The sequence below is a fragment of the Vibrio sp. E150_011 genome (assembly GCF_053544015.1).
Genome location: NZ_JBHFOL010000016.1, coordinates 94,966 through 121,740 on the forward strand (window position 1 = coordinate 94,966; position 26,775 = coordinate 121,740).

The 26,775-nt window shown below is 44.4% G+C and carries 27 protein-coding genes and 1 pseudogene; 16 read left to right on the forward strand and 12 right to left on the reverse strand.

Annotated features, from left to right (window positions below):
- Positions 1-193: 193 nt before the first annotated feature.
- The 3 genes from ACE1OE_RS19760 to ACE1OE_RS19770 all read right to left on the reverse strand — a co-directional run bounded on the left by ACE1OE_RS19760 (position 194) and on the right by ACE1OE_RS19770 (position 4,264).
- On the reverse strand, positions 194-769 hold the full coding sequence (locus tag ACE1OE_RS19760) for a hypothetical protein (protein WP_449212059.1): 576 nt from the start codon (positions 767-769) through the stop codon (positions 194-196).
- 247 nt (positions 770-1,016) lie between these two features.
- Positions 1,017-1,787: a glutathione S-transferase family protein gene (locus ACE1OE_RS19765; protein ID WP_449212060.1), complete on the reverse strand. Its 771-nt coding sequence runs from the start codon at positions 1,785-1,787 to the stop codon at positions 1,017-1,019.
- A gap of 398 nt (positions 1,788-2,185) precedes the next feature.
- Positions 2,186-4,264, reverse strand: a complete 2,079-nt coding sequence (locus ACE1OE_RS19770; RefSeq protein ID WP_449212061.1) for a DUF4962 domain-containing protein — start codon at positions 4,262-4,264, stop codon at positions 2,186-2,188.
- Between the two features lie 533 nt (positions 4,265-4,797).
- Between ACE1OE_RS19770 and coxB the strand changes: the two genes are divergently transcribed.
- The 4 genes from coxB (at position 4,798) to ACE1OE_RS19790 (ending at position 9,248) form a co-directional block, all read left to right on the forward strand.
- Positions 4,798-5,970: a cytochrome c oxidase subunit II gene (gene coxB / locus ACE1OE_RS19775; RefSeq protein WP_449212062.1), complete on the forward strand. Its 1,173-nt coding sequence runs from the start codon at positions 4,798-4,800 to the stop codon at positions 5,968-5,970.
- Positions 5,971-5,975: 5 nt separating this feature from the next.
- Positions 5,976-7,646, forward strand: coding sequence for a cytochrome c oxidase subunit I (gene ctaD / locus ACE1OE_RS19780; protein ID WP_449212079.1), 1,671 nt, complete (start codon positions 5,976-5,978; stop codon positions 7,644-7,646).
- 95 nt (positions 7,647-7,741) lie between these two features.
- Positions 7,742-8,374 carry a cytochrome c oxidase assembly protein gene (locus ACE1OE_RS19785; protein WP_372061183.1) on the forward strand — a complete coding sequence of 211 codons (633 nt, stop codon included), beginning with the start codon at positions 7,742-7,744 and terminating at the stop codon, positions 8,372-8,374.
- The gene (locus tag ACE1OE_RS19790; RefSeq protein WP_449212063.1) at positions 8,367-9,248 is read left to right on the forward strand and encodes a cytochrome c oxidase subunit 3; all 882 of its coding nucleotides are present in this window, start codon (positions 8,367-8,369) and stop codon (positions 9,246-9,248) included. The genes ACE1OE_RS19785 and ACE1OE_RS19790 overlap by 8 nt, the downstream gene beginning before the upstream one ends.
- 37 nt (positions 9,249-9,285) lie before the next feature.
- Here the strand turns inward: ACE1OE_RS19790 and ACE1OE_RS19795 are convergent, their stop codons facing one another.
- Complete coding sequence (locus tag ACE1OE_RS19795; protein WP_102532382.1) at positions 9,286-9,510, reverse strand: DUF2909 family protein; 225 nt, start codon at positions 9,508-9,510, stop codon at positions 9,286-9,288.
- A 49-nt stretch (positions 9,511-9,559) separates the two neighbouring features.
- Here ACE1OE_RS19795 and ACE1OE_RS19800 point away from each other — a divergent pair, with 49 nt between their 5' ends.
- The 5 genes from ACE1OE_RS19800 (at position 9,560) to ACE1OE_RS19820 (ending at position 14,066) form a co-directional block, all read left to right on the forward strand.
- A complete protein-coding gene (locus ACE1OE_RS19800; protein ID WP_449212064.1) occupies positions 9,560-10,306 on the forward strand; it encodes an SURF1 family protein in 747 nt (248 codons plus the stop codon).
- Between the two features lie 50 nt (positions 10,307-10,356).
- Positions 10,357-10,923, forward strand: coding sequence for a hypothetical protein (locus ACE1OE_RS19805; RefSeq protein ID WP_449212080.1), 567 nt, complete (start codon positions 10,357-10,359; stop codon positions 10,921-10,923).
- A gap of 94 nt (positions 10,924-11,017) precedes the next feature.
- A complete protein-coding gene (locus ACE1OE_RS19810) occupies positions 11,018-12,349 on the forward strand; it encodes a COX15/CtaA family protein (RefSeq protein ID WP_449212065.1) in 1,332 nt (443 codons plus the stop codon).
- A complete protein-coding gene (cyoE, locus tag ACE1OE_RS19815; RefSeq protein ID WP_449212066.1) occupies positions 12,346-13,269 on the forward strand; it encodes a heme o synthase in 924 nt (307 codons plus the stop codon). The genes ACE1OE_RS19810 and cyoE overlap by 4 nt, the downstream gene beginning before the upstream one ends.
- A 179-nt stretch (positions 13,270-13,448) precedes the next feature.
- Entirely contained in the window at positions 13,449-14,066 is a 618-nt protein-coding gene (locus ACE1OE_RS19820) for an HAD family hydrolase (protein ID WP_449212067.1), read from the forward strand.
- Between the two features lie 25 nt (positions 14,067-14,091).
- On the opposite strand, the gene ACE1OE_RS19825 is transcribed toward ACE1OE_RS19820, so the two are convergent.
- The 4 genes from ACE1OE_RS19825 to ACE1OE_RS19840 form a co-directional block, all read right to left on the reverse strand.
- Positions 14,092-14,928 carry an amino acid ABC transporter permease gene (locus tag ACE1OE_RS19825; protein WP_449212081.1) on the reverse strand — a complete coding sequence of 279 codons (837 nt, stop codon included), beginning with the start codon at positions 14,926-14,928 and terminating at the stop codon, positions 14,092-14,094.
- 129 nt (positions 14,929-15,057) lie between these two features.
- Entirely contained in the window at positions 15,058-15,882 is an 825-nt protein-coding gene (locus tag ACE1OE_RS19830) for a transporter substrate-binding domain-containing protein (RefSeq protein ID WP_449212068.1), read from the reverse strand.
- Positions 15,883-15,909: 27 nt separating this feature from the next.
- A complete protein-coding gene (locus ACE1OE_RS19835; RefSeq protein ID WP_102532392.1) occupies positions 15,910-16,704 on the reverse strand; it encodes an amino acid ABC transporter permease in 795 nt (264 codons plus the stop codon).
- Between the two features lie 29 nt (positions 16,705-16,733).
- Positions 16,734-17,456 (reverse strand): amino acid ABC transporter ATP-binding protein, encoded by a 723-nt coding sequence (locus tag ACE1OE_RS19840; protein ID WP_449212069.1) that lies wholly within the window; start codon positions 17,454-17,456, stop codon positions 16,734-16,736.
- A gap of 300 nt (positions 17,457-17,756) precedes the next feature.
- Between ACE1OE_RS19840 and hcp the strand changes: the two genes are divergently transcribed.
- From hcp to ACE1OE_RS19855, 3 genes are all read left to right on the forward strand, one after another.
- Positions 17,757-19,418: a hydroxylamine reductase gene (hcp, locus tag ACE1OE_RS19845; protein ID WP_102532376.1), complete on the forward strand. Its 1,662-nt coding sequence runs from the start codon at positions 17,757-17,759 to the stop codon at positions 19,416-19,418.
- Positions 19,419-19,477: 59 nt separating this feature from the next.
- Positions 19,478-20,500, forward strand: a complete 1,023-nt coding sequence (locus tag ACE1OE_RS19850; RefSeq protein ID WP_449212070.1) for a 2Fe-2S iron-sulfur cluster-binding protein — start codon at positions 19,478-19,480, stop codon at positions 20,498-20,500.
- 155 nt (positions 20,501-20,655) lie between these two features.
- The gene (locus tag ACE1OE_RS19855; RefSeq protein WP_102532374.1) at positions 20,656-21,048 is read left to right on the forward strand and encodes an RNA polymerase subunit sigma; all 393 of its coding nucleotides are present in this window, start codon (positions 20,656-20,658) and stop codon (positions 21,046-21,048) included.
- Positions 21,049-21,172: 124 nt separating this feature from the next.
- Here ACE1OE_RS19855 and ACE1OE_RS19860 read toward each other — a convergent pair whose 3' ends face one another.
- The 4 genes and pseudogenes from ACE1OE_RS19860 to ACE1OE_RS19875 all read right to left on the reverse strand — a co-directional run.
- A complete protein-coding gene (locus tag ACE1OE_RS19860; RefSeq protein ID WP_372061192.1) occupies positions 21,173-21,766 on the reverse strand; it encodes a GNAT family N-acetyltransferase in 594 nt (197 codons plus the stop codon).
- 924 nt (positions 21,767-22,690) lie between these two features.
- Positions 22,691-23,158 carry a DUF3429 domain-containing protein gene (locus ACE1OE_RS19865; RefSeq protein WP_449212071.1) on the reverse strand — a complete coding sequence of 156 codons (468 nt, stop codon included), beginning with the start codon at positions 23,156-23,158 and terminating at the stop codon, positions 22,691-22,693.
- Positions 23,155-23,697 carry a glutathione peroxidase gene (locus ACE1OE_RS19870; protein ID WP_449212072.1) on the reverse strand — a complete coding sequence of 181 codons (543 nt, stop codon included), beginning with the start codon at positions 23,695-23,697 and terminating at the stop codon, positions 23,155-23,157. Before ACE1OE_RS19870 ends, ACE1OE_RS19865 begins: the two co-directional genes overlap by 4 nt.
- Positions 23,698-23,784: 87 nt before the next feature.
- A pseudogene (locus ACE1OE_RS19875) lies at positions 23,785-23,956 on the reverse strand (AarF/ABC1/UbiB kinase family protein); the annotation flags it as partial.
- Between the two features lie 564 nt (positions 23,957-24,520).
- Between ACE1OE_RS19875 and ACE1OE_RS19880 the strand changes: the two are divergent.
- From ACE1OE_RS19880 to ACE1OE_RS19895, 4 genes are all read left to right on the forward strand, one after another.
- On the forward strand, positions 24,521-24,901 hold the full coding sequence (locus tag ACE1OE_RS19880) for a GIY-YIG nuclease family protein (RefSeq protein ID WP_449212073.1): 381 nt from the start codon (positions 24,521-24,523) through the stop codon (positions 24,899-24,901).
- A 133-nt stretch (positions 24,902-25,034) separates the two neighbouring features.
- On the forward strand, positions 25,035-25,343 hold the full coding sequence (locus ACE1OE_RS19885; RefSeq protein ID WP_449212074.1) for a hypothetical protein: 309 nt from the start codon (positions 25,035-25,037) through the stop codon (positions 25,341-25,343).
- 52 nt (positions 25,344-25,395) lie between these two features.
- A complete protein-coding gene (locus ACE1OE_RS19890) occupies positions 25,396-25,779 on the forward strand; it encodes a hypothetical protein (protein WP_449212075.1) in 384 nt (127 codons plus the stop codon).
- Between the two features lie 2 nt (positions 25,780-25,781).
- Positions 25,782-26,474, forward strand: coding sequence for a hypothetical protein (locus ACE1OE_RS19895; RefSeq protein ID WP_449212076.1), 693 nt, complete (start codon positions 25,782-25,784; stop codon positions 26,472-26,474).
- Positions 26,475-26,775 lie beyond the last annotated feature (301 nt).

Below are 26,775 nucleotides of genomic sequence, written 5' to 3' on the forward strand. Positions count from 1 at the left end.
CATACATGAGTATTCTAAGAAAGCAGCACCTGACAAAAGGATTCGACGTTAAATTATCATTGATTGGGAATAAGACAGGTTGGTTGTCCCTGAGGGCGGGTTATGGCAGCGTATGATTCTGGCTTAGGATAATGCGGCCTTGATGCGTTATCTAAGCCAGGTTCTTATTCGAATACGGCGTTATTAAGGTATATTAAGGTTTGTTACTCAATGTCTCAGTAATGTCTTTGTTGACCGAGGCTCGAATTACGCGAGCTGTCACCGTTGCCGACGCGCCGCCATCAGACAAAACATGGAGAGAAAAGTCTGGATGAAGATCTTGTGAAGTCCCTTCTGCAGCGAGGGTTCCAGCCGATGCTTCTGCGCCTAGCTCAAATCGCCATTCACCATTTTTCCAATCATCAACTAGGTCTTGTTTGTTGAGTATTATCAGTGCTTTAAATGAGCGAGCACCCCAGCCGGCACCAAAGTCGAGCCTCTGAATAGTAAAATAAATACGTTGCTCTTGGTCCTTTATGACTAATACGCCCTTTCCACCACCCGCACCAAAGAAAGGTATCTTGGTCACTTTCATGTTGGCAACACCATAGGCCAATGAAGAGTCAATTTGTCCCTTTAACCCTGGTTCATCGGCTAGAAAACCATCGATGGCGGTGCTAGCCATAGTATCAAGCTCGGCGCGCTGCTCGGCTGCCTCGTCATGCGTTAACGACGAACAACCAGAAAGAATGAGCAGTGAGCTTATTAAAAGAAGTTGACCGAATTTCATCAATTATCCCAAGTAGTAAAATCAGATCCAACGAGTTTGCGTTGGTGGAGTATGGCTTATGCTGTGAAAGAGAACATGCTTTGTTTTTACTCATAACGAATACAGTAAAATTACGTTCACTTGATCCCACCTTAATATGCGTATCATGAGCGCACATCAGCAGGGGGCGCTACCTTACCAATAAGAGAGGGTAAGGTAAACGCTAAACATTATGAGTATAAATCTGATATACAAAAGATAGACGATATTATTTGGTCATGTCGGGTAGCCAGTCCAAAACAGCTCGTTTAAAGCTAGGGCGTTTCATAATGGCGTTTTTCCAATTATCCAGATTCTGGTAGTTCTCAAATGGAAACTTAGCGGCATTTAAGACAATTAATTGCGGTATCCATGCGATGTCAGCTAGTGAGAAGCTATCACCAGCAAGCCAGTCGTGGGTTTTTAATCTGGCATCCATTTTTCGGAAACAGTCGTCAATGATGGATGTTGCATCGGCAATATCTTTCTCAGTAAAGCCTTCGTGAGAGTTAAATCGCTCGTGAAACTCAAGTAATGCCATATCAAAAGTCTGATTTTTACGATATTCAGCCATGGTTGAGTCAGAACGTTTCATGGCGCCGCTGGCACCGAGGTGACTATACATGTACGTCTTGATGGAAAGATGATTATCTCTTGCTAAGTACATCCATTCATACATTTCTTTTTGCTCGGTCTCTGACTCAGGACGAAGAGAGTTAGGGATATAGTTTGAATCTAAGTAATCGATAATGTCAGATGAATCAATGATGACTACGCCATCATCAATAAGAGTCGGGACAACAGCGTTAGGATTAATTCCGATGTACTCGGGAGTCAACTGTTCACCTTTTTGCAAGTCAATAAGATGGCTTGTCCAAGGGAGGCCTTTTTCTTCAAGAGCGATTCTTACTCGCATCGCACAATTGGAAAAACCGGTATGGTAAACATGTAAGCCTTTAAGTTGCTCAACGGTGGTGTTAGTTGGTTTGATAATTCCCATCTTAGTTACCTCATAAAGTGACGGCGTAAAAGCTAAAGTTGAGTGCATTTCGTCATATTCGACGAGAACAATACTCTCGCTCTTATGTTGATAATATCAACTATATTGCCATTCGTTGATAGTGTCAACTATATTGAGGTCTGTAATGGCGATGTATTTCGGTTTTTTGTTATTTTTAACTATTAAACAGATACTTATGGCTAGGCTGTACTTTTAGAGGGGGACGTAGGTGAAACAGGTCGCTATATTCATTGAATATTAAGCGTCAAGTATTGAGAAATGTTGACAAAAGAAACAAGGTTTTTTAATTGAAAGAGCACTATCTAGTATGCATGTGGGTATAAAAAAGCCCTAGATTTAATCTAGGGCTGTTGTGTGACTTAATTCAGAACAACGAACTATAGTTCGATAGTTACTGTCTCACCATCAACGGTCAGTTCAAGTGTGTTACCAACAAGCTTGTGAGAAACCTCAACTTGCTCGCCGTTGTTCTTGTTAGGTACAAGAAGCGACAAGATGTTGTGCTCTTTTGCTGTTTTGAATTCCACTTCTACGTGACGGTGAATTTCTAGGTCTTTAAATTCATACTCGTCAACTTCACCAAAGCCTTCAACGTTCTTAACAGAAAGAATGTTGTCTGATGCTTCGTTAATGAAGTTCACATCTAAGTGTGCAACCTCACCACGAATCGTGAACGACTTATCCGCGACTTCATTGGTGAACGTTGTGTGCATTAGCCAAGTCATGTCTTTCTCTTCAGAAAGTGTTGCCTTGTCCTGCATTACAAATACTTTACCAGCTACGAACCAGATCTTACGTTTATACGATTCGATCTCTGGAACGAAGAATTTGTATGAAGCCGTCGCGTCACCTTCAACCATTTTGACATCTGATTCAGTGTCGAAATCGGTGATGTTGCCGCCAGCTTCAATACAGTAGCTATCTTGGTGACCTTCAAACTTGGTGTTCTTGTTCTCACCGTATTGACCTTTACCACCAAATAGCGGTAGGTTTTTAGAGAACGTGTGACGACGCCATTTAGTATGCATGTCAACACCGAAACCACCGTAGTAACCAGTAATCGAAGCTAATGTTTCACCAAATGCGTGTAATGTGAACGCATTTTGGTCAGCGTGCGAGTGGCTGATAGAGCCAAACGGGCTGCACTTGAAGACCATGTGGATGTGCTCATCGCGCTCGGTCATCTTATTGTGGAAAGCAGCCCAACCAGTGATTGGGAATACTTTTAGCAGTGGATCGTTTGACGGTGCTTTTTCTTCTGGTGCATCCCATAAGATGTTGAAACGAAGATCGTCATAACCAAAGTCCCACCAACCGTAGTTGTAGAATTTAGTGTGCGCTTCAGTATCACGGCCTTTAAGTTGGTTGTAGTACCAAACATACTCTGGCTTTTGGTTAACACCTGCGTAGTGCTTGATGTTGTAGGCCAGTTTTAGACCAGGGAAATCACCGATAGATGATTGGTCACAGAAGCTCGCACGCTTTGAGTGAACAGGCATGCAGTAAAGTGGGAAATCACCTGTGTTTTCGTAGAATGTTTTGTTGAACATGTCTACACCAGCGTAAGCTTTTAATAGGTCAAAAGCTTCACCTAGGAACGCAGTTTGCGTGTTCCAGTAGTCAGGACCTTCTGCCCAACCACCATCTTCACCACCCCATGGTGGGTAGTGTACTGCGTAGTACTCTAACGCGTAGGCAATGTACTCACCAGCTTTCGGGTGGTCGTGGTACAAGGCGATACATGTTGGAATGATAGCTGACGAAATCGAACGTACACCGTGGCTGTTAAGCGGGTTGTTGAGCAGGTCAACGGTTACTTTTAGGTGGTGCATGATTTCATCGAGACGAACAACGAGTGCTTCGCGAACGATTGCACGTTCTTCGTCTGTGAAATGAGCATGTAGCCAGTCATAGCCCCAAGCCATTGCTGCGATTACACGGAATGCAGCTTCATCGTTGTAACCACGAGAAGTAACACCATCTGGATCGTACGTTGCAAGCTTCAAAGTCCATGCTTTTGCTTTTGCAATAAGCGCTTCATCTTCTTTAACGATACCTGCGATAGAAAGGTTACGAGTCGCATTCATTGCCATTTGGCAATCTACGTACATTTGACGCCAGTAAGGACGCCACAATGATGCTTTGCCTACGGTTTCTTCTGGGTAAGCTTGTGGCTCTTCGTACGGTGCCGTTTCTAGGAACTTCACTGTTGAATTATTGAAGAAGTCATCAAACATACAGAAAGATTCATCTTGCTGAACTTTCGATTTGAATTCGGCTAGGTCTTTACCTTGAACCAAAAGGCGAGGGCGCGCTTCAGATAAGGTGTCTAGGAAAGATAAATCAAAGTCACGTTTTTGTACTTCGATTGGAAGCAAGTCTACAAGGTTACCCGCTGAAGTGTCGTTTTCTAGCTTCATGGCCTTGATTGCGTCGAATGATTTCTCGTTGCTCATACGAACTCTCTTATAAATAAGTAGTGTTAAGAGGAATAAAACTAATACGACATATTGTCATACAATAAGAGGATATTTCCAACCATCGATTAATGAATTTTTACTCATTTTGTGAGGTAAGACAAACTACGGTCATTTGATTGGTCGGTTCCTCCCTCATTTTTAGAACTTAATTTATCGTTTTGTCAAAATCTACTGAGAGTACGACCTGAAGCGATCACAAAAAAAACGCTTTGATTTTTCTCCTTGCGGATCTTGAGTTCTCTAACTAGCCTTTTAATTAACAAAAATATAACAATTGCTTGCGTTATATTTATTGAAATCAAACTTAATAAGTAAGTGGTTCGTTGTTGGTATTGACCGTTTACCTGTGTGGTTTGTTTAGGCCAATGAGGCTGTCTTGTTTCATTATTTTAGTGGAACGTTGATTACATTTACCATCCTAACCAGTTTGATCACTGCTTGGACGTGCTTGGTGAATGCCAAAGGGGAACCACATCCGGACAGATGTGGACAGGCAAAGGAGAAATCTTTTGAAGAGATTGCTGCCCATTTGCTCGTGGATTGGTTTGGCGACATTGCTCGTTAGCCAATCAGTGAGTGCTGAATCGAACAACTACAACCTCACACGAGGCGTAACCGATATCAGTAACAAGGTCTATGACCTACACATGCTGATCTTTTATATTTGTTGCGCTATCGCATTTCTCGTCTTTGGTGTGATGTTTTATTCCATTATCAAACACCGAAAATCCAAAGGCGCTGTCGCCGCCAATTTCCACGAGAGCACCAAGGTAGAGATCTTATGGACCGTGATTCCGGTCATTATCTTGATCGCTATGGCGATACCCGCCACCAAAACCTTGATTGCGATGGAAGACACCTCTAAGTCTGATTTAACTATCAAAATCACAGGTTCGCAGTGGAAATGGCATTACGAATATTTTGGTGAGGACGTGGGCTTTTATTCACTGCTTGCGACAAGCCAAAAACAAATCGATGGCATCGAAGAAAAAGGGGCGCATTACTTGTTAGAAGTCGACAATGCGCTTGTCCTACCCATTAATCAAAAAATACGCTTTCTAATGACGTCTGATGATGTCATCCATTCATGGTGGGTACCGGATTTTGCGGTTAAAAAAGACACCATTCCCGGCTTTATTAATGAAGCGTGGACAAAAATTGATGAGCCTGGTGTGTATCGTGGGCAATGTGCAGAGTTGTGCGGTAAAGCGCATGGTTTTATGCCTATCGTCGTGCACGCGATGGAGCAGTCTGATTACGATAATTGGCTCGCAGGCAAGAAAGAAGAAATGGCCTTAGCGCAAGCTGAAGCAGCTAAGTCGTTGGACGCGACACTCTCAATGGACGAGCTAATGGGGCTAGGTGAACAGATTTACAGCGCCCGTTGTGCGGTATGCCATCAAGTAAATGGTTTGGGCATTACGGGTGCTTTTCCTGCTATAGCCGGCAGTCCAGTCGCCACCACAGGAGAGATATCAACCCACCTTTCTAAGGTGGTTGATGGCGTGAACGGCACGGCAATGCAATCTTTTGCGAATCAATTGACTGACAAAGAAATTGCCGCGGTCGTGACCTACCAACGAAACGCTTGGGGTAACGACACTGGAGATATCATACAAGCATCAGACGTAAACGCATACAAAACTCAAGGAATGGAGCCCGCTAGCTCCGAGGAGCAGTGATGAAGATGGATCCTATTGATAAGATAAAATCGTCAGCTGCTACCGATGCTGATATTAGCAGAGCCGACAGCACCAGCGCGACAGGTGGCGTGCTAGGTGGGGAAAGCGGACACCACGATGACAACGACCATCATCATACGCCAACGGGCTGGGCTCGGTGGGTCTATTCCACTAACCACAAAGACATAGGGACATTGTACCTATGGTTTAGCTTTATTATGTTCTTAACTGGCGGCGCGATGGCAATGGTGATTCGTGCCGAATTGTTCCAGCCAGGTTTGCAACTGATTGAGCCACACTTTTTTAACCAAATGACGACGGTCCATGGTCTTGTGATGGTCTTTGGTGCTGTGATGCCAGCGTTTACTGGGCTGGCAAACTGGATGATTCCAATGATGATTGGCGCGCCAGATATGGCCTTACCTCGCATGAATAACCTAAGCTTTTGGATTCTGCCTTTCGCCTTTCTCATTTTGTTGTCGTCATTATTTATGCCCGGTGGTGGCCCTGATTTTGGCTGGACGTTCTACGCACCGTTATCGACTACTTATGGTCCTGACAGTACTGCGTTATTTGTTTTCTCAGTACATATCATGGGTATCAGTTCAATTATGGGAGCGATCAACGTCATCGTTACCATCTTTAATATGCGCGCGCCAGGCATGAAACTAATGAAGATGCCGCTGTTTGTCTGGACTTGGCTCATTACCGCTTTCTTACTTATTGCGGTTATGCCGGTACTTGCTGGCGCGGTGACCATGGTCTTAACCGATAAATACTTCGGGACCAGCTTCTTTGATGCCGCGGGGGGAGGGGATCCCGTGATGTTCCAACACATCTTCTGGTTCTTCGGTCACCCCGAGGTGTACATCATGATTTTGCCTTCTTTTGGCATTATCTCTGCCATTGTCCCTGCGTTCAGTGGTAAGAAGTTGTTTGGTTACCATTCTATGGTCTACGCGACCTGCAGTATCGCCTTGTTGTCATTTTTAGTCTGGGCACACCACATGTTCACCACCGGAATGCCAGTGTTTGCCGAACTGTTCTTTATGTATTGCACCATGCTGATAGCGGTGCCAACAGGCGTCAAAGTGTTCAACTGGGTCGCGACAATGTGGCGAGGGGCACTGACCTTTGAAACCCCAATGTTGTTTGCAATTGCATTCATTATTTTATTTACCATTGGTGGATTCTCGGGATTGATGCTCGCGATTGTCCCTGCTGACTTCCAGTACCACGATACCTATTTTGTTGTGGCGCATTTCCACTATGTACTTGTCACTGGCGCGGTCTTCTCAATCATGGCGGCGGCCTACTACTGGTTGCCAAAATGGACCGGTCATATGTATGACCAAAGGTTGAGCTTGTGGCATTTTTGGTGCTCGGTGATTTCAGTCAATGTGTTGTTTTTCCCTATGCACTTTTTAGGATTGGCGGGGATGCCTCGACGTATTCCAGATTACGCCATTCAGTTTGCCGACGTTAATCAAATCGTCTCGATAGGTGGCTTTGCCTTTGGCTTATCACAGCTCATATTTTTGTGGTTGGTGATTAAGTGTATTCGTGGTGGCGAGCCTGCGGCAGCGAAACCGTGGGACCGTGCTGAAGGATTGGAATGGACCGTGCCAAGCCCAGCGCCTCACCATACCTTCACCACACCTCCGCGAGTGGATTAGATGCTCATTATGATAAGACATTCATGTTAGTAAGATACTGATGCTAGTCAGGCACCGATATTAGTCAGTGACAAACGTTAAAAACGGAGAACGCTATGGAGAGCAAATCAACACCATCAAATAAAAAACTGACCGGATGGCTGTGTGTCGCCGTGGTTGGTATGTTTGGTTTTGGCTTTGCTCTGGTTCCGTTATACGACGTGATGTGTGATGTATTAGGAATAAACGGAAAAACGAATACCGTATCAGCGGTTCAACCCGTCGGTATGCAGGTGGATGAATCTCGAAAGATTCGCGTTGAGTTCATGGCTCACATTAATCCAGATATGCCGTGGAGCTTCGCGCCTCAGAAAGTCTCCATGGATGTTCACCCCGGAGAAGTGATTCAAACGGCGTACCTGGCAACGAATAACACTAGTCAATCATTAGTTGGGCAAGCCGTACCTTCGGTATCGCCGGGCACGGGCGCAGTGTATTTCAATAAAATTGAATGCTTCTGTTTTAACCAACAGCCACTTGATGCTAATGCAAATGCAGAAATGCCCCTCATCTTTTACATCGAACCCGACGTGCCAGAGTCTATTCATACTCTGACTTTGTCATACACGCTTTATAACATTACAAGTAGTGTCTCATCAGATGCCACGACAACCACCAATGTGCAGAACACCGTCAGTCGTAGTCAAGGTAGCAAAAGCGCACTTAACAGGGAGTTAAGCAATGAGTAAACCTCAATCTTATTACGTACCAGCGCAAAGCAGTTGGCCCATTGTCGGCGCTATTGCTTTGTTCCTTGTCGCCGTTGGCGCAGGTTTGACTGTGCAAAACTTAGAAGTCGGTGGGGCGGGCAGTACCATTGGTAAAGTGGTACTGGTATTGGGCTTTGTTGTGTTGCTTTATATGCTGTCAGGCTGGTTTAGCAACGTGGTGACGGAATCGCTGGCCGGTCTTTATTCAGACCAAATTACTCGCTCGTTTAAGCAAGGTATGAGCTGGTTTATTTTTTCTGAGGTGATGTTCTTTGGTGCCTTTTTTGGGGCGTTGTTCTATGCACGAATGATTTCGGTTCCTTGGCTGGGAGGCGCAGATAATAACGTAATGACGCATGAGGTGTTGTGGCCGGCATTTGAAGCAATGTGGCCACTAACGACAACGCCAGATGGTACGACGACGCAAGCGATGCCTTGGCAAGGACTCCCACTCAAAAACACCATCCTACTATTGTTGTCTTCTATCACTCTGCATATGGCGCATGTCAGTTTGGAGAAAGACAAACGCACTGCACTCATTGTTTGGTTAGAAATTACGATAATTCTAGCGGTGTGTTTTTTGTATTTTCAGGTGGTGGAATACGCGCACGCTTATCAAGATATGGGGCTCACTCTTCAATCCGGTGTCTACGGTAACACCTTCTTCATGTTAACCGGATTCCATGGGTTGCATGTGTGCCTTGGCACGATATTTTTAATTGTGTTGCTGTTTAGGATAGCGAAAGACCACTTTACTCCGAAAGACCATTTTGCGTTCCAAGCGGGGAGTTGGTATTGGCATTTTGTTGATGTGGTTTGGTTGTGTCTGTTTGTATTTGTCTATGTGTTGTAAATGAGTATGAGTGACAAGCGTACAGACAAGCCAGCGATTAATAGGGCCTAGCATTAGGAACAAGAATGCCACTAGTCAGGGCAATGATTAACAACAAGACCACGATGGCAGAAAACAGTACTCGTCGTCCTAGGTAGTAGCTCATCGGTTTTTCAGAGGTTGAATCGTCTTTTACCATTCGAATTAGAGCAAGGGCCAAGTTGAAAATAATGAAGAGCAGTAGCAGTACCAGAACAATTTTAAAGACTAACGGGGTCAACATAGGTTCTCCTCAACCAAAGCGTGCAGCCTCGGGCTGGTTTTGGGCGGCTTTGAGTTTAACTGTGGTTGTGTTTTCTGTATTGGTCAAATTGGGTTTATGGCAATGGGACAGAGGGTTAGAAAAACAGAACATTGAACGGATGTTAGAAGAGAGAGAGCAACAGCAAGTGGTTGAGTTATCAAGCTTGGTTATTCCCAACGCCAGTCAACAAAACGAGGCTGACTATTTGAGGTGGCTCGGCATGCCAATTGTCGCGAAGCTACGGCCACAGCCGATCTTGTTCTTCTTAGATAATCAAACCGTCGACGGTAAGGTCGGCTATTTAGTCTATCAACTCATGCACAGTGAACTAGGTAGAAGCGTCTTGTTCGAAATTGGTTTCACTCCAGTGATTGGAGGAAGAGAAGTGCTTCCAGCAGTTAATCCTGTCACGCAACCTATGTCAGTCACTGGTCGCCTTTATCAAAAACAACCGAACCCGTTGGGGAATAAATTGTATTTGGAAGCATTCCAACCATCTCCTATCGAAGGTTTGGGCACCGTGCTGACCTACAGGGTTCAAAATTTAAATCTGACGGCTATTTATGACGTGGTTGAACAACCACTATTGAGTTGGGTCATACAACCAACCGATGGTTCTACGGATTATGTTCATCCTTGGAAACCTATCTCAATGAATGCTAACAAGCACTTTGGATACTCATTGCAATGGTTTTCGATGGCAGCGGTGTTCGCCAGTATCATGATATTCGTTGCTTTCAAAGTCTTTAAGTCATCTCGCAAGGAGGCGCCATGAGCCAAGAAACGACATTAAAGAATCGCCCAGACAATAAGCTTGGTAACGATATGGGGTCTCCCAACACTGATCCTGTTCGTCCCTCTCCGTGGAAAGGACGCTTGACCTTAGTAATCTTGACACTCTTTTTTGCGCTGCCGTTTATTTTCGCCAAAACAATCTTGAGTAACCATTGGTATCAATCAGGGGCGACAAATCATGGTGCCCTCATAGAACCGCGTATGACATTCACGGACCTTGGCCTAATTAATCCACTGCAACAGGAAAGCTGGCAGCTTGGTTATGTGATGCCTTCTGTTTGTGGTGATGCCTGTCAAAACCGCTTGTATGTCATGGGGCAAACCTATATTGCGCTGGGAAAATATAAAGAGCGAGTCACCCCTGTGGTTTATGTTTTGCCGGGTCAGGCGATTCCAGATCTGCCTTCCTCGGTTATGCGAATCGAAGTGAATCCGCAATTTGTCAGTGTGGTGCCAAAAGAAGGGTACGTTATTGTCGATACGCTCGGACAGATGGTGATGTCTTTTGCCCCTGTAGATAGCGAATACCAAGCCGCGAACAGTAAAGGGCTGTTGTCTGATTTACGTAAAATGCTCAAATTATCCAGAGTAGGATAAAGAATCACCTCCAAAAAACTGAGTATGTTGTAGGCGGACGAATGAGAACAGACAACCAGTAAGCGCCGTCAATCTATGGAAGAAAGGAGTCGCTATGAACTTGATGAACACGATTAAATTAAGTTTGCTGCTTACGATTATTGTTATTGCAATGGGTGCGTATACCCGTCTAGCTGATGCAGGGCTAGGTTGCCCAGATTGGCCTGGTTGTTATGGTCATCTTACCGTGCCGACTCACAAGGTGGATGTTCAGGTTGCCAATACGCTTTATCCAGAGCGGGCTGTTGAACAAAGCAAGGCATGGCTGGAGATGATTCACCGATATCTCGCGGGCGCATTAGGGCTCTTTGTGTTTATGATTACAGCGATAGCGCTCTCAAAAGAAAGGGCTAAACTTGGTGTCGTTTTACCGTTGGCGTTGTCAATTATTATTGTTTTTCAAGCGGCGCTCGGCATGTGGACGGTCACACTAAAATTGATGCCTATTGTTGTGATGGGACACTTACTTGGTGGGTTTACCATGTTCTCACTCTTGTTTGTTAGCTACCTTCGATTGCGACCTCGTGTCACTTTACGAAGGGAGAACATACAACCGCCAGAAACCGCGGCATTACTACCAGGTCGAAAGGTCTTCCAACCCAAGGTTGTAAAGACGCCGAATGAACATGGTAAGGATGACCGTGATGTTCATGATAATCGTAATGATAGAAGTCGTGGCGAAAGCGCAAGTAACGGCGGGGATAAGCCTGATCGATATAGCCCCCATGTTAGTCGGCCTGATCGATATTCGATTGACGTAAATTCACGTCAGTCACCGCTAAGCGCTGCCACCTCAGTGGTTCCAAAAACGCTTAAAATGTTGGCTGGTTTTGCATTAGTCGTGACCATTATTCAGATTATGTTGGGGGGCTGGACATCATCCAATTACGCGGCAGTGGTGTGCACGAGCTTACCGATTTGTGAAGGGCAATGGTTTGATTCGTTAGATTTTGTCACCGCTTTTACGCCGCTGCACCTTGGCGTGGATAGCTATGAATTCGGCATTTTAGATTATGCGGCCAGAATGACCATTCATGTCACTCATCGTCTCGGCGCCATCGTGGTTGCATTTACCGTGGGCATGTTGGCTTTTAAATTAATGCAACAAGAGCCCGCAGTGTTCAAGCAATTGGGGCGCGGTTTGGGGATAGTTTTAGCCGCACAGTTGGCCCTTGGTATCAGTAATGTTGTCTTTCATTTACCTCTGGGTATTGCGGTGCTGCATAACCTAGGGGCGGCAATCCTTTTACTTACCTTGATTAAAACAAATTACGTTATTCGTACGGCTGTAATGACTCAAATTGAAAAGCCTGTATTCACCGTTGTTGAATCTAAATATGCAATGACACAAGCAAAAGCGTCTGGAGACAAGGAGAACACTCTATGAGTAAATCAACCATAGCATCGAATAATATTCGTATCGAGCAGGGCGCAGCTAATCATAAGGCCCATTGGCGGGTATATTTGACGTTGACTAAACCCAAAGTGGTGGCGTTAATGATTCTTACCGCATTAGTAGGAATGTGCCTCGCAGTGCCTGGCGTATTGCCATTACAACAGACGGTGATGGGGCTGATAGGGATTGCCTTGATGGCGGGCTCTGCGGCGGCGTTCAATCATTTGATTGACCGAAGAATCGACGGCATCATGGCGCGAACACACAAACGACCTTTGCCTTCAGGCGACTTGAGTGTAGCGAAAGTGTTTGCCTTTGCAGCAGGCATCGGTCTGGTTGGATTCGTGATTCTAGCGACAACGGTCAACTGGTTAACCGCTTGGTTAACGTTTGCGAGTTTACTGGGATATGCGGTGGTGTATACCTTGTATTTAAAGCGCGCAACACCACAAAATATTGTTATTGCGGGCATTGCTGGTGCCATGCCACCGCTGCTTGGTTGGACGGCCGTGACAGGAGAGCTTCATGCAAACGCTTGGTTGTTGGTGATGATCATCTTCATTTGGACGCCACCTCATTTTTGGGCATTGGCTATCCATAGAAAAGACGATTACGCCAAAGCGGATATCCCAATGCTGCCAGTGACGCATGGCGTCGAATATACTAAAACGTCGATTCTACTGTATACCATTTTACTGGCGTTGGTGTGCTTGATGCCAGCATTGGTTGGTATGACAGGGTTACTGTATTTAGTAGGCTCAACCTGCCTTAGTGCTGGGTTTATATACTATGCATGGAAACTTAAATATGCCTCAGATGACAAAACGGCGATGGATACCTTCAAATTTTCTATCATTCACCTAATGGTATTGTTTGTTATATTGTTGGTCGATCACTATTTACCCATATAGATCGACGATGAGGTGTATAAGCGCGCAGAGTGGCGCTTGGGTGAGGGGCATAAAGCGCGTTTATTTTGATAAAAAAAGGTGCTCAAACAATGCCGTATGTAGCGGTTTTTTATTCATTGTTCCGTCATAGTAGAAGAACATCATTTGTTCGTGGATGCTAGATTTTCATAGGAGTCAGAATGCGGAGCAATGAAATCAAAAATGTCGTCTTTGATGTAGGTAATGTGATCGTGCGTTGGGCGCCAGAAGAGATTGTGAGATTGACGTTTGGTAACACAGAGCCACACGCTGAACGTGCAAAAACTATTTTTCAATCTGATATCTGGAGCGCGTTGAATAAAGGATTACTGACGGAACAAGAGGCTTCAGCACGTTATATTACCGAGCAAGGACTGTCGGCAGAAGAATGCGACCAATTATTTTATTACGTGAAACACACTCAGTTGGTGTTGCATGGTTCAGTGAATTTGATTGAAAGAGTGAAACACGCTGGGTATGGCGTGTATGCACTTACTGACAATGTGGTGGAAATTGTTGACTATCTCAAAACCAATTATGATTTTTGGTCATTATTTGATGGTGCAACGGTGTCTGCGGAAGTTGGGCTGCTAAAACCGCAAGCTGCAATCTACCAATCGTTATTAAGTGACCATAACTTGAAAGCATCAGAGTCAGTTTTCATTGATGATATGCCTTACAACGTTGAGGGCGCTGAAGCGGTGGGTATGCATGCGGTACAATTTACCAATTCCACACAATGTGAATGTGCATTGAAAGATCTAGGGCTAATATTTTAGCCGCTTTTAATTCGCGGCTCGTTGTTTACTTTTGGTTTCGCTGCTCAATTTTTCTAAATAATATTGACAGTGAAAAACACAGCAGGAAGTAACACAATCCAACGATGAGCCAAATTTCGAATATTAAGCCTGATGAATTGGCCATCTCCGTCCCAACAAATGTCATTTCTTGTATGGAAATTAACGATACGATAGAGGTGTCTTTAACCAAAGAAATAGCTTGTCCCGCCAATGCCGGGCTTATTAATGTCAGTACTTGTGGGGCAATCACGTCCTTATATTGGCTCCAAGTTGATAGCCCTAATGTGTTGCCCGCTTCCCACTGCCCATTGGGTATGGAAGACAGCCCTGATCGGACGATTTCTGCGACGTAAGCCGAAGACAATAACCCAATGCAAATTACGCCAGACAACAGGTTTTCCCACAAAGCACTTGGACCAAACAAAAAAGACTGCACCGCGTTGATGGAGCCAGAGTACTCGCGTAATAGTGATGTTAATCCGAGTAGCGGTATCAACTGATTTGATACAAAAAAGTAGAAAATAAAAATGAAAACCAGTGGCGGTATATTTCTGATCAGCTGAATAAACAGATTAGCAGGAATGCTACACAGCTTAATAGCAGAGTGCTTGGCAAGCCCTAGCAGCGTACCGAGCGATAGTGCGAGCGCCATTCCCCAAAAGCTCAACCTTAGTGTTGATATGAAGCCTTGAACGAAGTAGGGCAGACTGCCGTCGGCTCTGGGTGTGAAGATAAGTGCCAAGGCCTCAGCCCAGCGCCACTGGTAATGAATTCCGATTGACGAACGATAACCAAGCCAAACTACGCCAATGATTAATAACGCGATAAGCGTTAAATCCATAGTATTCGGACGCCACCAGCGTGATACACGTTGATGTCGCTGTTGAGAGTTAGCAGTATCCACTTCGCCTGCCGATCTCTCGTCGCGATATAGCTTAGACATTGGTCGATCGTTCGTTTTTGTCATAGGTTACTGCCCACTTGCGACCTGATTTTGCCAATCGAGTGTGGAGAACCAGTACTCATAGCGTTCATTTAACCACCCATCCTCTGTGCGAGCTTGGATCCATTCATTGAAAAAGGCGTTTTTGTCCGTCTCGCCAAGTCGCACAGCAAAGGCTTCGTTGCCTTTTGAGAGCCTGTCTTCAAATGGGATGAACAAGGCGTCGGCGTGTTTTACCGCTTCATGCTCTGGTTTTGGGCTTGAGGCAATAACCGCATGGGCGTTGCCATTTAATACTTCCTGAAAAGCTTGTGCATCGTCATCAAACTGAAGGATTTTAGCTTTCGGGAAGGTTTCACGAGCGACCTGAACGGTAAAGGCACCACGTCGAGCCGCTATTTTGATGCGACGGGAGTCAAAGTCTTCGATAGATGAAAAATCGCCAGCCAGTTTTTTGCTTGCGGCAATTTGTACACCAGAATGGGAGTAAGGTTCTGTAAATAAGACGCTTTTTGAACGTTCAGGCGTAATCGACAACCCACCAATGATGACATCAAATTTTTGTGATAACAGCGCAGGAATGATGCCGTCCCAGGCTGTTGGGACAAATTCAACCTTCCATCCTGAATCGGCGGCTAGTCTTCTGGCGACGTCGATTTCAAAGCCAACGAGGTCACCTTGTTTATCTCGCATAGCCCAAGGTACAAATGTGGACATCCCCACACGTAATGTGCCTCGTTCATTAATTTTATCAAGGTTGGGCGTTTCAGTCGCGTTAGCGCCAAGTGACACAGCCAGCCCCAATACAATTGCGGTTGCTGCGCTAATGATGTTTCTAAATTTCCCTTTCATAATGTCGCTCCTTAAGAACAATTGAGATTAGGTGTGTTTTTCTGTGCTAAGCCGATGTTCTAGCCAAGCGGATAAGGCGGATAATGAGAGTGTCAGTACTAAATAAATAGCAGCCACAGTGAACCAAATTTCAAATGGCATCGCGGTTTCTGAGACAATGTTTCGTCCTTCAGTGGTGAGATCGAAAATGGCCATTACGCTCACTATAGATGAGTTTTTGACGAGTGATACCACCTCGTTAGTCAATGGTGGGAGAGTGCGCCTGATGACTTGAGGAAGGATCACATCATAGTAGGTATAGAATGGCGAAAGGCCAATCGTTCGGCAGGCTTCTCTTTGTCCTTTTGGAATATTGATGAGACCGGCTCTTAAGATTTCAGCCGTGTAAGCACCTTGAAATAACGCTAAGGCGAACACAGCGGTAGCAAATCGATCGAGACCAATTATAGGACCGAAAACGAAATACAGCAGGTAAATTTGTACCAATAATGGTGTGTTACGGATGCCTTCAACATAACAGTGGGCGATGCCTCGTCCTATTATGGAGTTAGACAGCTTTAGCAGCGCCGTTGCGAGTCCGAAGATTAACGTAAAGGCAATGGCAACAGTGCTAATTTTGATGGTGACAATCAACCCTTCTAGTAATTCAGCTGGCCACCATTGACCATCTTCATAAAAGGCTAAGTAATCGGGAATACGTTCCCATTGCCAGCGATAACCCATGTTCTGAGCGCCACTGTCGAGTAACCAAACCAGAGCAATGATGACCACCGCAATTTGCAGCGCAGCAGACACAACAGGTCTTAGTATTTTGGCAAGCATTGGAATTGTTAACGAGATTTTGGCCACCATCAATGGTTTAGTATCTTATCTAAGAACGCTTTTGTGCGTGGGTGCTGAGGGGAGTCAAAAATGGTTTGCGGAGAGGCCGATTCGATGATGCATCCCTCATCCATAAATATCACCTTGTCCGCCACACGTTTAGCAAAGCCCATTTCATGTGTCACGCATAACATAGTCATCCCTTCCTCTGCTAATTCAATCATGACATTGAGCACTTCACTGATCATTTCTGGGTCAAGTGCTGAAGTCGGCTCGTCAAAGAGCAAAATCGTGGGTTTCATGCATAGGGAACGAGCAATCGCGACTCGTTGCTGTTGACCGCCAGACAGCTGTGCAGGGTATTTGTTGGCTTGTTCGGCTATTTTTACTCGGGTCAGCATTTCCAGAGCTCGTTCGTTGGCTTCCTTTTTCGTCAACTTTAATGTTCGAATGGGGGCCAACGTTAAGTTTTCAAGTACGGTAAGGTGTGGAAATAGGTTGAAATGTTGAAAAACCATACCAATCTGACCTGGTAAGATATGTTTAGAATGGTTGGGTTGATCTAAGACGCTGATCTGGCCTGAATTATGCTGCTCCAAGCCGTTAATACAGCGAATTAGCGTTGACTTTCCTGAGCCCGATGGCCCACAAATGACAACAATTTCGCCTTGTTTAACCGTGAGGCTTACAGCGTTAAGCGCTTGAAACCCACCAAACCATTTATCGACATTATCAAAGACTACTGCGTTCACTAAAAAGCCATTTTTTTTGTTATTTCTCCATACCTTATCAACAACGGTATCCTGCCTCAACACTAATAAAGCGTGCTTGCATATCGATATGAGTCATAATGACACTTACGTGTTATAAAAAACCCAGCATGCCGTAGTCTTAATGACACAATTTAAATGTGGGTTTAATGTTAAATGCCATTAATTACAACTGGTTATGAAATTTTAGTTTTTGGCATGGTTAGTGCAATTAAGCTTGAGTTAATAAATGGCTTTGACAATGTATCAAAGCAAGGAATTTAAAACACTGGAGTTCTTTATATGTTCTGTATTCAATGCGAGCAAACTATCCAAACCCCTGTTTCAAAGGGGTGTTCTTACTCTCAAGGTATGTGTGGAAAAACGTCAGAGGTTTCTGATCTACAAGATGTACTGGTTTACGCCTTACAAGGGGTTTCTTTTTGGGCAGAGCAAGGCCGTAACGTTGGCATTATTGACCACGAGATTGATCAATGGGCACCTCGTGCATTCTTCGCAACATTGACCAATGTTAACTTTGACCCTGAGCGTATTATTGAACTCGCAAACCTAGCGGCTACTTATAAATCACGCCTACAAGAGCAAGTGACGGCGGCTGCAACGCTTCAAGATATCAAATTAGACACCTTGTCTGCGGCTGCTCAGTTTGATCTTCCAACATCAAAAGAAGCGTTGCTAGCATTCGCGCCGACAGCAGCAGTAAACCGTGGTCACGATAGCCTACATGAAGATGTCATTGGGTTGCGTTTATTGTGCTTATATGGATTAAAAGGTGCAGCGGCTTATTTAGAGCACGCGCGAGTATTATCTCAAACTGATGAAACCGTGTACGCTGAATATCACCAGATCATGTCTTGGTTAGGTACAGACCCAACAGAGCTTGAGGCGTTACTAAATACCTCTATGCAAATTGGTTTGATGAATTACAAAATCATGGAGATGCTGGATAAGGGTGAAACGGATACCTTTGGTCATCCTGAGCCAAGTCAGGTCAATGTCAAAACGGTCCAAGGTAAATGCATTTTGGTCTCAGGGCATGACCTTCATGACCTAGAGAAAATCCTTCAGCAGACCGAAGGCAAAGGCATTAACGTTTACACCAATGGTGAAATGCTGCCAGCACATGCTTACCCTGAATTGAAAAAGTACCCTCATCTAGTGGGTAACTATGGTAGCGCTTGGCAAAATCAACAAAAAGAGTTTGCTAACTTCCCTGGCGCGATTGTTATGACGTCAAACTGTTTGCTAAACCCAGATGTAGGTCAATATGCTGACCGCTTGTTTACTCGTAGCATCGTAGGATGGCCAGGTGTTGTCCACCTTGAAGGTGATGATTTCGGTGCGGTTATTGAGTGTGCATTAGCGCGTGAAGGCTTTAAGCACAACGAGATTGAACATATGATCACTGTTGGGTTTGGTCGTAATGCATTGATGCAGGCAGCACCAGCGGTTGTCGAGCAGGTAAAGGCCGGCGCGATTAAGCACTTCTTCCTAGTTGGCGGTTGTGACGGGGATAAATCTGAGCGTAGTTACTACACAGATTTCACGGCTCAAGCACCAGACGATAGCGTTATTTTGACGTTGGCGTGTGGTAAATTCCGTTTCAATAAGAATGAATTTGGCGACATTAATGGCATTCCTCGTCTACTGGACGTTGGTCAATGTAATGATGCATATTCTGCCATTCAACTTGCCCTCGCACTGGCGCAAGAATTTGATTGCGGAATCAATGAATTACCACTGACACTTGTGTTGTCGTGGTTTGAGCAAAAAGCCATTGTTATCCTGTTAACTCTATTCGCACTGGGTGTGAAGGGAATCTACACTGGCCCAACAGCGCCTGCGTTCCTAACCGATAACCTTCTGAAAATCATGCAAGAGAAGTTTGATATGCGCGGTATTACAACCGTTGAAGAAGACTTGAAAACTATCTTGGCAGCTTAATCATTAGGTAAAAGAAATGGCGCCCGTCTGGCGCCGTTTCTATTTAGAGGAAACGTAATATGGCATGGTCTAATTCACAATCGATTGCGCTAACGTGCACTAAAAAATGGTTTGAGACGCCGGATTCGGTTTCGTTCGAACTTTCTTCTCCTGCCCAAGAAGTAGACTTTAGATTCAAATCAGGGCAATTTTCTTCATTGGGTTTTGATATTGCTGGTAAGAAGGCTTATCGCGCTTATTCAATAAGCTCAATGCCAGGGGAAAACTCGCTCAAATTTACCGTCAAGCGGGTTAAGGGTGGCCAAGTTTCCAATCACATCGTTGATGACCTTGAGCTAGGCGAGCATGTAGACGTGCAAGCCCCGCTGGGAAGCTTCAATAATATTGACTGCCTACCTAAAGCTAAGGTGCTGATGGTCAGTGCAGGCTGTGGCATTACCCCTGTTATGTCGATGGTGGATGACTGGTTATCAAAATCTACCGATGTTGATATTGAATTTTTGCATCTTGCTAAAAGCAAACAAGACGCCATTTATTTCGACAGGCTTACAGAGCTAAGCAAGCACACGGATAATTTCACACTCAAAATGTTGCTAGAAGACAATTCGGGTACTGACTTTCCACAAGGCTTGATCAGTTTGGATTGGCTCACAAAGCTGGTGGCTGATTTTCATGAGCGAACCATCTATTTATGTGGCCCAACTGGCTTCATGGAAGTGGTGAAGTCGGCATTGGAACAGGCGCATTTTGATATGTCGCAGTTCTATCAAGAAAGCTTTACGCCTGTCTCCAATACTCAAACGGTTGAAGACAACAGTACCGTTCAGGTGGTAGTCCCTGATTTTGGCGTTGAGTTAGAAGCCGCATCGGGCAGCTCACTTCTAGAAGCGTTAGAAAAAGGGGGCGTTCCAGTCATTGCCGCCTGCCGAAGTGGGATCTGCGGTTCGTGTAAGTGCAAAGTCAAAGTTGGGCAAGTTAAATCGAGCAGCGTAGAAACGTTGACAGCAGAAGAAATAGAGCAAGGTTTTGTCTTAGCCTGCTCGAGTCAAATCGAATCGGATGTTGAGATCGCGCTTAACTAGTGAACAAAAAGTAATCGGATTTATCGCACATTTGATGCCTGATTAGTCGCAGGGGTGAGATGTCAAGATTCAATTTGGAATAACGTTTATTCCAAATTGGTGATGGGTTGTTGCTACGATGCCAACTGCCCACTCACTCTTAATGATATCTTGATATGAATAAACTACTACTTACTGGCTCGTTATCTATCCTTTTCTCTTTTCCCGCCATGGCGAACATTATTATTGATAAATCAGGCGTCGATGAAAAAGACTACGTCTACGATTTACACCAATGTGAAGAACTCAGTAACCAAGTGCAAAAGGGACAAAGCTCTGGCGGCGCGGTGAGTGGTGCGGCAAAAGGGGCGGCGTTAGGATCTGCCGGTGTCGCGATTGCGGGCGGCTCTGGGACTGAAGGGGCGAAAAAAGGCGCGGCTATTGGTTTGGCAACGGGTGTTATTGGTAAAAATCGTTCTCGACGCGGAAATGAAGAACAATATCAGAATGACCGTCAAACGGTCGTCAAAAACTGCATGACGAATCGCGGTTATGTGGTGTTAAATTAATACGCTGCTATTCCTAGCAACTAGGATGACTTGTCGTCACTGAGTCGCTGAATTAAACGGTATGATATGGAAAAAGGTGGCTATTTTGCCACCTTTTTCTTTATTGAAGTCTCATTCTTTGGGCTTAGCCTTGTGCGGGACGAAGCATAAACCAATACGGAAAGTTCTCACTTTTCGACAGCACTTCAAAGCCACGTCTTTCAAAAGTGGTCACGACTTTTTCACTCGATGCGACAACGTAAGTGGGTTTTCCAGCCGCGTCAGCTTGGTCGGTAACGGTTTTGATGAGCGCGCCAGCAAGCCCTTTGCCTCCTGCATCAGGAGAAACGCCTAAGCCCCACAGCCAGTAACAGTCCTGAAGCGGTGGAACGGCCAGCATTTGCTCACACACTTCTTTCGCTAGCTCAATTTTATTTGAACCCATCATTCGAGTAACGATAGCGAGCAACTCCATCTTTTGCATCACATCGGCTTGGTGTTTGCCGGGTGAACGCATAATGACACAGCCCTCATCGTCAGGCGTGGTGTAGACCTCTCCTCCTGCTAAACCCCATTCCCCTATTGCCCAACGCCAGTATGCGTCATGGGCAAAATCGGCGGCTTGATCTTGGCGTAAAGCAGCTTGCATGGCTTCATTGTTGGCATAAGCAGCGATAAACATATTGCTGAGTGCAGGGACCGAGGTGTAGTCGGCTTTTATGATATTCAGTGTTGACATGTTTATTCCTTATGGTGTGCTTTAAATCGATGAACTCACCGAGACTAACTTTTCGCGTGAGATTTTATTTGAGATAATTATGCTCATACGTGCAAACAAATAAAACAGGGCAGAGAAGTATTGTCAATAACATCACGTGATATGAACGAAATAGGTCAATGAACCTACAAAGTCGTGTCTCATCCTTTCGATTAGCGGTCGAAGAGAGATACAAGCGACAGTGGTTAGGTAGCGTAACGTTAGTGATATCTTATCTTGTGACCAAACATGTTGCGGTTAAGTTCCCTTTGATAAAGAAACGTGTGTTGAATGGTTTGAGAGTAGCGGTCAAAGGACAAAATCGTTCGATCAGAAAGGCGGACTTTTCATGCGGTTTTTCGCAATGTGAATGCTAAGGTTTGACAATTTTGGGGCGTATCACAAATGCCAAGTCTGAGGTGATGACAATAAAAATCGAATAAGCGAAAAACCATCCACTTACGTCGTCTTCCTTGTGGAAACGAGTACCTCCCAAAGCGTGTGGCTTCCTTAAAATAAAAACGAATTCTGAAAAGCAGACACACAACGCGCTGATGACGATCCCGTTTTTCAAGGGGATGACGGCTATCTTGAATGGTGGGAGTAACCACATGCTAGAGTGCATTCTGCGCTTCTGAAGACCAAGCTGATACGTTTTGGACAAAAGCTCCCCTTATTCAGCAAGCATAACATTCGATAATTCGTCATTCCTTTGAAGAAAGGAATCTACCGGCAGCACTCGAGAAACCAAAGCAGTATCATAGGTCGGCTAACTTAGTTTTGCCTCAAAGCTTATTATGCTTTCACATACGTTACAGATAGTGAGCTAGTTTCGATCTACAAAAAGTAATGTGTGGAAAAACGCAAGACATGCCTCCTTATATACGTGATGCAAGCGTCACTTGCTTAAGTCAACATCACTATACCGTGCATTAATACCACGCTAGAGGTCAATCTGGTTCGCATATCAAAATAGCCGTCGGGGCCTTCACTTTGGTTCTCTTCTCTCATTGACCTTTCCGCTCGCCACACTGCTATGTAGCCAATGATAAGGATCAGAGTGGTGAGAAACTCTTTCTGCTCACCGAGTTGCACCGCTAGCCAAGCGGCCAATACAATGACATTGCTCAGAATTAGCGCCTTGTTGCTGGATTGACTTTCGAAGTTCTCTATCCCATTGCTCCATAAGATGCCCGACAAAAAGCTCAAGATCACCACGCTGTAGGTGATGAAGAGTGTTTCGCCGCTCAAGGTAAAGAGTTGGCTGTCGGTGAGCGATAACCACAGGCCGAATAAAAAGGGCACTAAGCCCATGTAGCCGAGCTTGGCCATAGTGCTGCGCGTGCGAGTTGTCTCCACGTAGTCTGAACTCATAGCTGCTGCTCTATTGCATTTTTGAGGGTAGTACTGGTTGGCGATGTAGAACTTGGGAAGGTTGCTACTACCTTACCTTGTTTGTTGACTAAGAACTTGTAGAAATTCCATTTCGGTTTGACGCCTGCTTGTTGTTGGATTTCCGAAAAGACTGGATTTGCGTCAGGACCAGAGAGTGATGCTCGCGCCATCATCGGAAAGGTCACGCCATAATCTAGGTAGCAGATTTTAGCCGATTGCTCCTCACTCCCTCTGTCTTGACGAAAATCATTACTGGGGAAACCAACAACCGTGAACCCCTGATCTTTGTACGTTTGGTGGAGCTCCTCAAGTTGCTCGAACTGAGGAGTGAAACCGCATTGACTTGCCGTGTTTACAATCAATAAAGTTTTACCTTCAAATTCTTCACACAGTTCAATCTCTTCGTTTGAGTTTAATAGCCTTTGTTTGCCATCAAGTATCTCAGGGCAGCTTGCTGAAAAGGCGAATGGGCTTGTTAGGCTAGCAATTAAGGTGGAGCACAGCAGCGAATATTTCATAGGTCCGACTCATTTTTAGATTGCGCCACCACTACTACGGTTGATCAATTTGAAATGATCACTTTAAAGACCGTAATCGCTTAAGAATCAGCTATCGGTGAGTAAATAGGGAGCCACTAAGCGCCTGATATTTGTCTCGACTCCAAGGCGGAGAGCCCAGCAGGTACATGTCTCTAATTTTACTGCGTAGGGATAGAGCATCGGCTCGAGGTGCGTGCCAATACTCTCGGTCCATGCTGAGTATGGCTTCTGTTTCACGAAATGAACTGCACCATCAATATTGGACACCGAATTAAGCGGCTTTGGAATTTACATATCGATAGTTATTCGTGAGTCGCTAATATTCGATTTTTGAAACTTATTGTTGTCCTAAAGCTTTACTTTTGGCATTTTTTCTCAAAGTGCCAGCTAGCTCAGATTTGCCCCATTTTTTGTTTCAAACCAATCACAAGAACCGTCATCCCCTTGAAAAAGGGGATCTCATTCAGCGCGTTGCGAACTCGATGTACTTAACTTAATCGAATTTTTTCAATTGTCTACGCGCTTTGTGAGATCCTCACTTTCGAGAGGATGACGAATGTTGTTAGTTGGAGAAAAAAGGAAACTAAACCGTTTTTGTCCAGAGGCTTTTCAGCGCGATCATCGCTAACAAAGTTCTGCCCCTTTGTGAGTTTTGCATGATCGAAAACTAGCTTTACAGAAGCACCATTTGACTTACTTTTTATAATACTAGTAGGGTGTATGAAAAAGCCCGTCGGATTCAAAGAGAGATTGGTTTTGCTAACTACACGAATAAATATTTTGATGAAATAGGCTAATTGCAATGTCGCTTGAAAATACTCCCCCAGTTGGATTCGTTTACATTTTGTCCAATTCTGCATTCCCAAATTACGTAAAAATTGGTTACACCACTAAAGAGCCAACCCTCAGAGCAAAAGAGTTAGACACTACAGGCTTACCAACCCCTTTTGTTGTCGAGTACGTTTTGCCGTGTGCCTATCCTCATCTTGTAGAGAAGGCTATCCACAACACGTTCAGCAATTACAGAGTTAGCAGTAAAAGGGAATTTTTCGCCGTCAGTATTCAAACAGCTAAAATCGTGATGCGAGAACATGCCTTGCCTCAAGATATCCTGGAAGAGTTGCAAGTAGCACAGGCATTGATCTCTGAGAAGCTTTCAGAACACGGCAATGATAATCTGTAAAACATTAATGCCCCAAAGTGAGTTTACGCAATGTCGTAACGCATTTTAATGAGCTGAATTTGACTTAGTTTCTCTTATGCAAGTAGACTTTGTAAGTGACTGAAATTTCGACTAGCCCAATAACGAGGTGCAGATGGAAAGCTCCGACTGGATAGCCTTACTAGCAGTAATCATTGCAGTGTGTTCAGCGTGGTTCACCTATAAAACTTGGAGAGAGTCCAAACGAGCAAACATCATTAGTGAAATGGCAGTCCGTCAAAAAGATTATGACCATTTCGTTGAACGTTATCGTGACGAATTCACTAAGTATGATAACAATAAAGATTTGGGTGAGGGCTTTGCCGCGGCGTGTCGAAAATCAGTAGAAGATTATGAGCAAGGTTACCGAACAGCAGAAGTAAAGTTAAAGGAGCGCTTAGAGCTAAGCTTTGAAGAAAGCTAGTGCTGAAATAAAAATATAGGCGTAGATGCCGATAGTTAGCAGTGAGGCTTGGGTGATTCAACTAGAAGAATTTATCAATTTACTAAAAAACAACGGTTCGCTATCTGGTAGCGATGAACTGCAAATAAGGGATAATTGGGAAGAAATTTTTGCAGCAGCAACGAATGCGCTAGAGAGAATGCCAAGTATCGGTTTTCTCTCAACTACAAAGAGAATCAACACATTTTTGGCAGTGTGTTCCCACCTAGATCAATTAGTATCTAACGGCTTTATAAACCGTGAACAAGCACAAATGGCTTTACAGATTTTAAGGCTTTCAAACAAGAGCTTTGAGAAAGCGATAACTATGTTTGAATTAAGACAGAGTAGATTTGGTATTAGGGCTATTGCTGAGCTGCCAGAAGTAGCGAGATTGTATCTGATGAGCATGAGATAATTATGAGCCTTTCTCTACTTCAATCGTTTGTTTCTTTGCTTCAAGAACGAGTGATAGGCTCACCTGAATGGAACAAGGAAAAACAAGTTTTTGTCTATGAAAATCAATCACTAGAAGTCGTCGTTGTTCTTAAGCTTGTTAGAGTTGTACAAGGCATTAATGCATCGAAAATTCTTTGCGATCATGGTTTGTTCATTGATTTTGGCGCAACTCAGCGAAATATTTATGAAGCCATTTATGAAGCATATTTCTTGTTGGATGGGATTGATAACCCAAGTACGAACGTGGACAAATTTATTAGAGAGTTCTTTTCTAGAACAATTGATGAACACCTAACATCAGAATATCATACAGTGGCAAGCAAGAAGATTTTGGCAGGAGCCTCAAGGTATATGGTTGACAAGGAGCAGCAACCGCATGTCCGCCAATTAAGCTTGGAAATATATAAGACTTTTAGTGGTTACATTCACAGTAGTTACGCACACATTATGGAAATGTTTGGCCCCCTTGGTAAGGAGGGTACTTTCAACTTATCTGGTATAAAACACGGAAAATCAATCGCCGATAGACTTCAGTTTATCGATGCCTCAATCAATGCGTGTCTTTACGTCACGGCATATTCTGCTTTAGAGTTCGGAGAAGAGGCTCTTTTTTTGGATATAATTGATATCCTTGGAGCGGCTGAGCCAGATTAGTGGTAATCCAGCTAAAGTGAATAGACCTTTTTGAGAATCTCTACCTGAACAATTTTATCAATATTGGTCACTGGATTAAGTGGTTTCCCATACTTGAAGTTATACATGCGTAACTAATTTAGGAGAAGCACTGGCAAACTTCTGTCCAGCTTCGAGCTAGCGAACCCTAGCTAGCTCAGATCTGCCCCATTTTTTGTTTCAAACCAAGCACAAGAACCGTCATCCCCTTGAAAAAGGGGATCTCATTCAGCGCGTTGCGAACTCGATGTACTTAACTTAATCGAATTTTTTCAATTGTCTA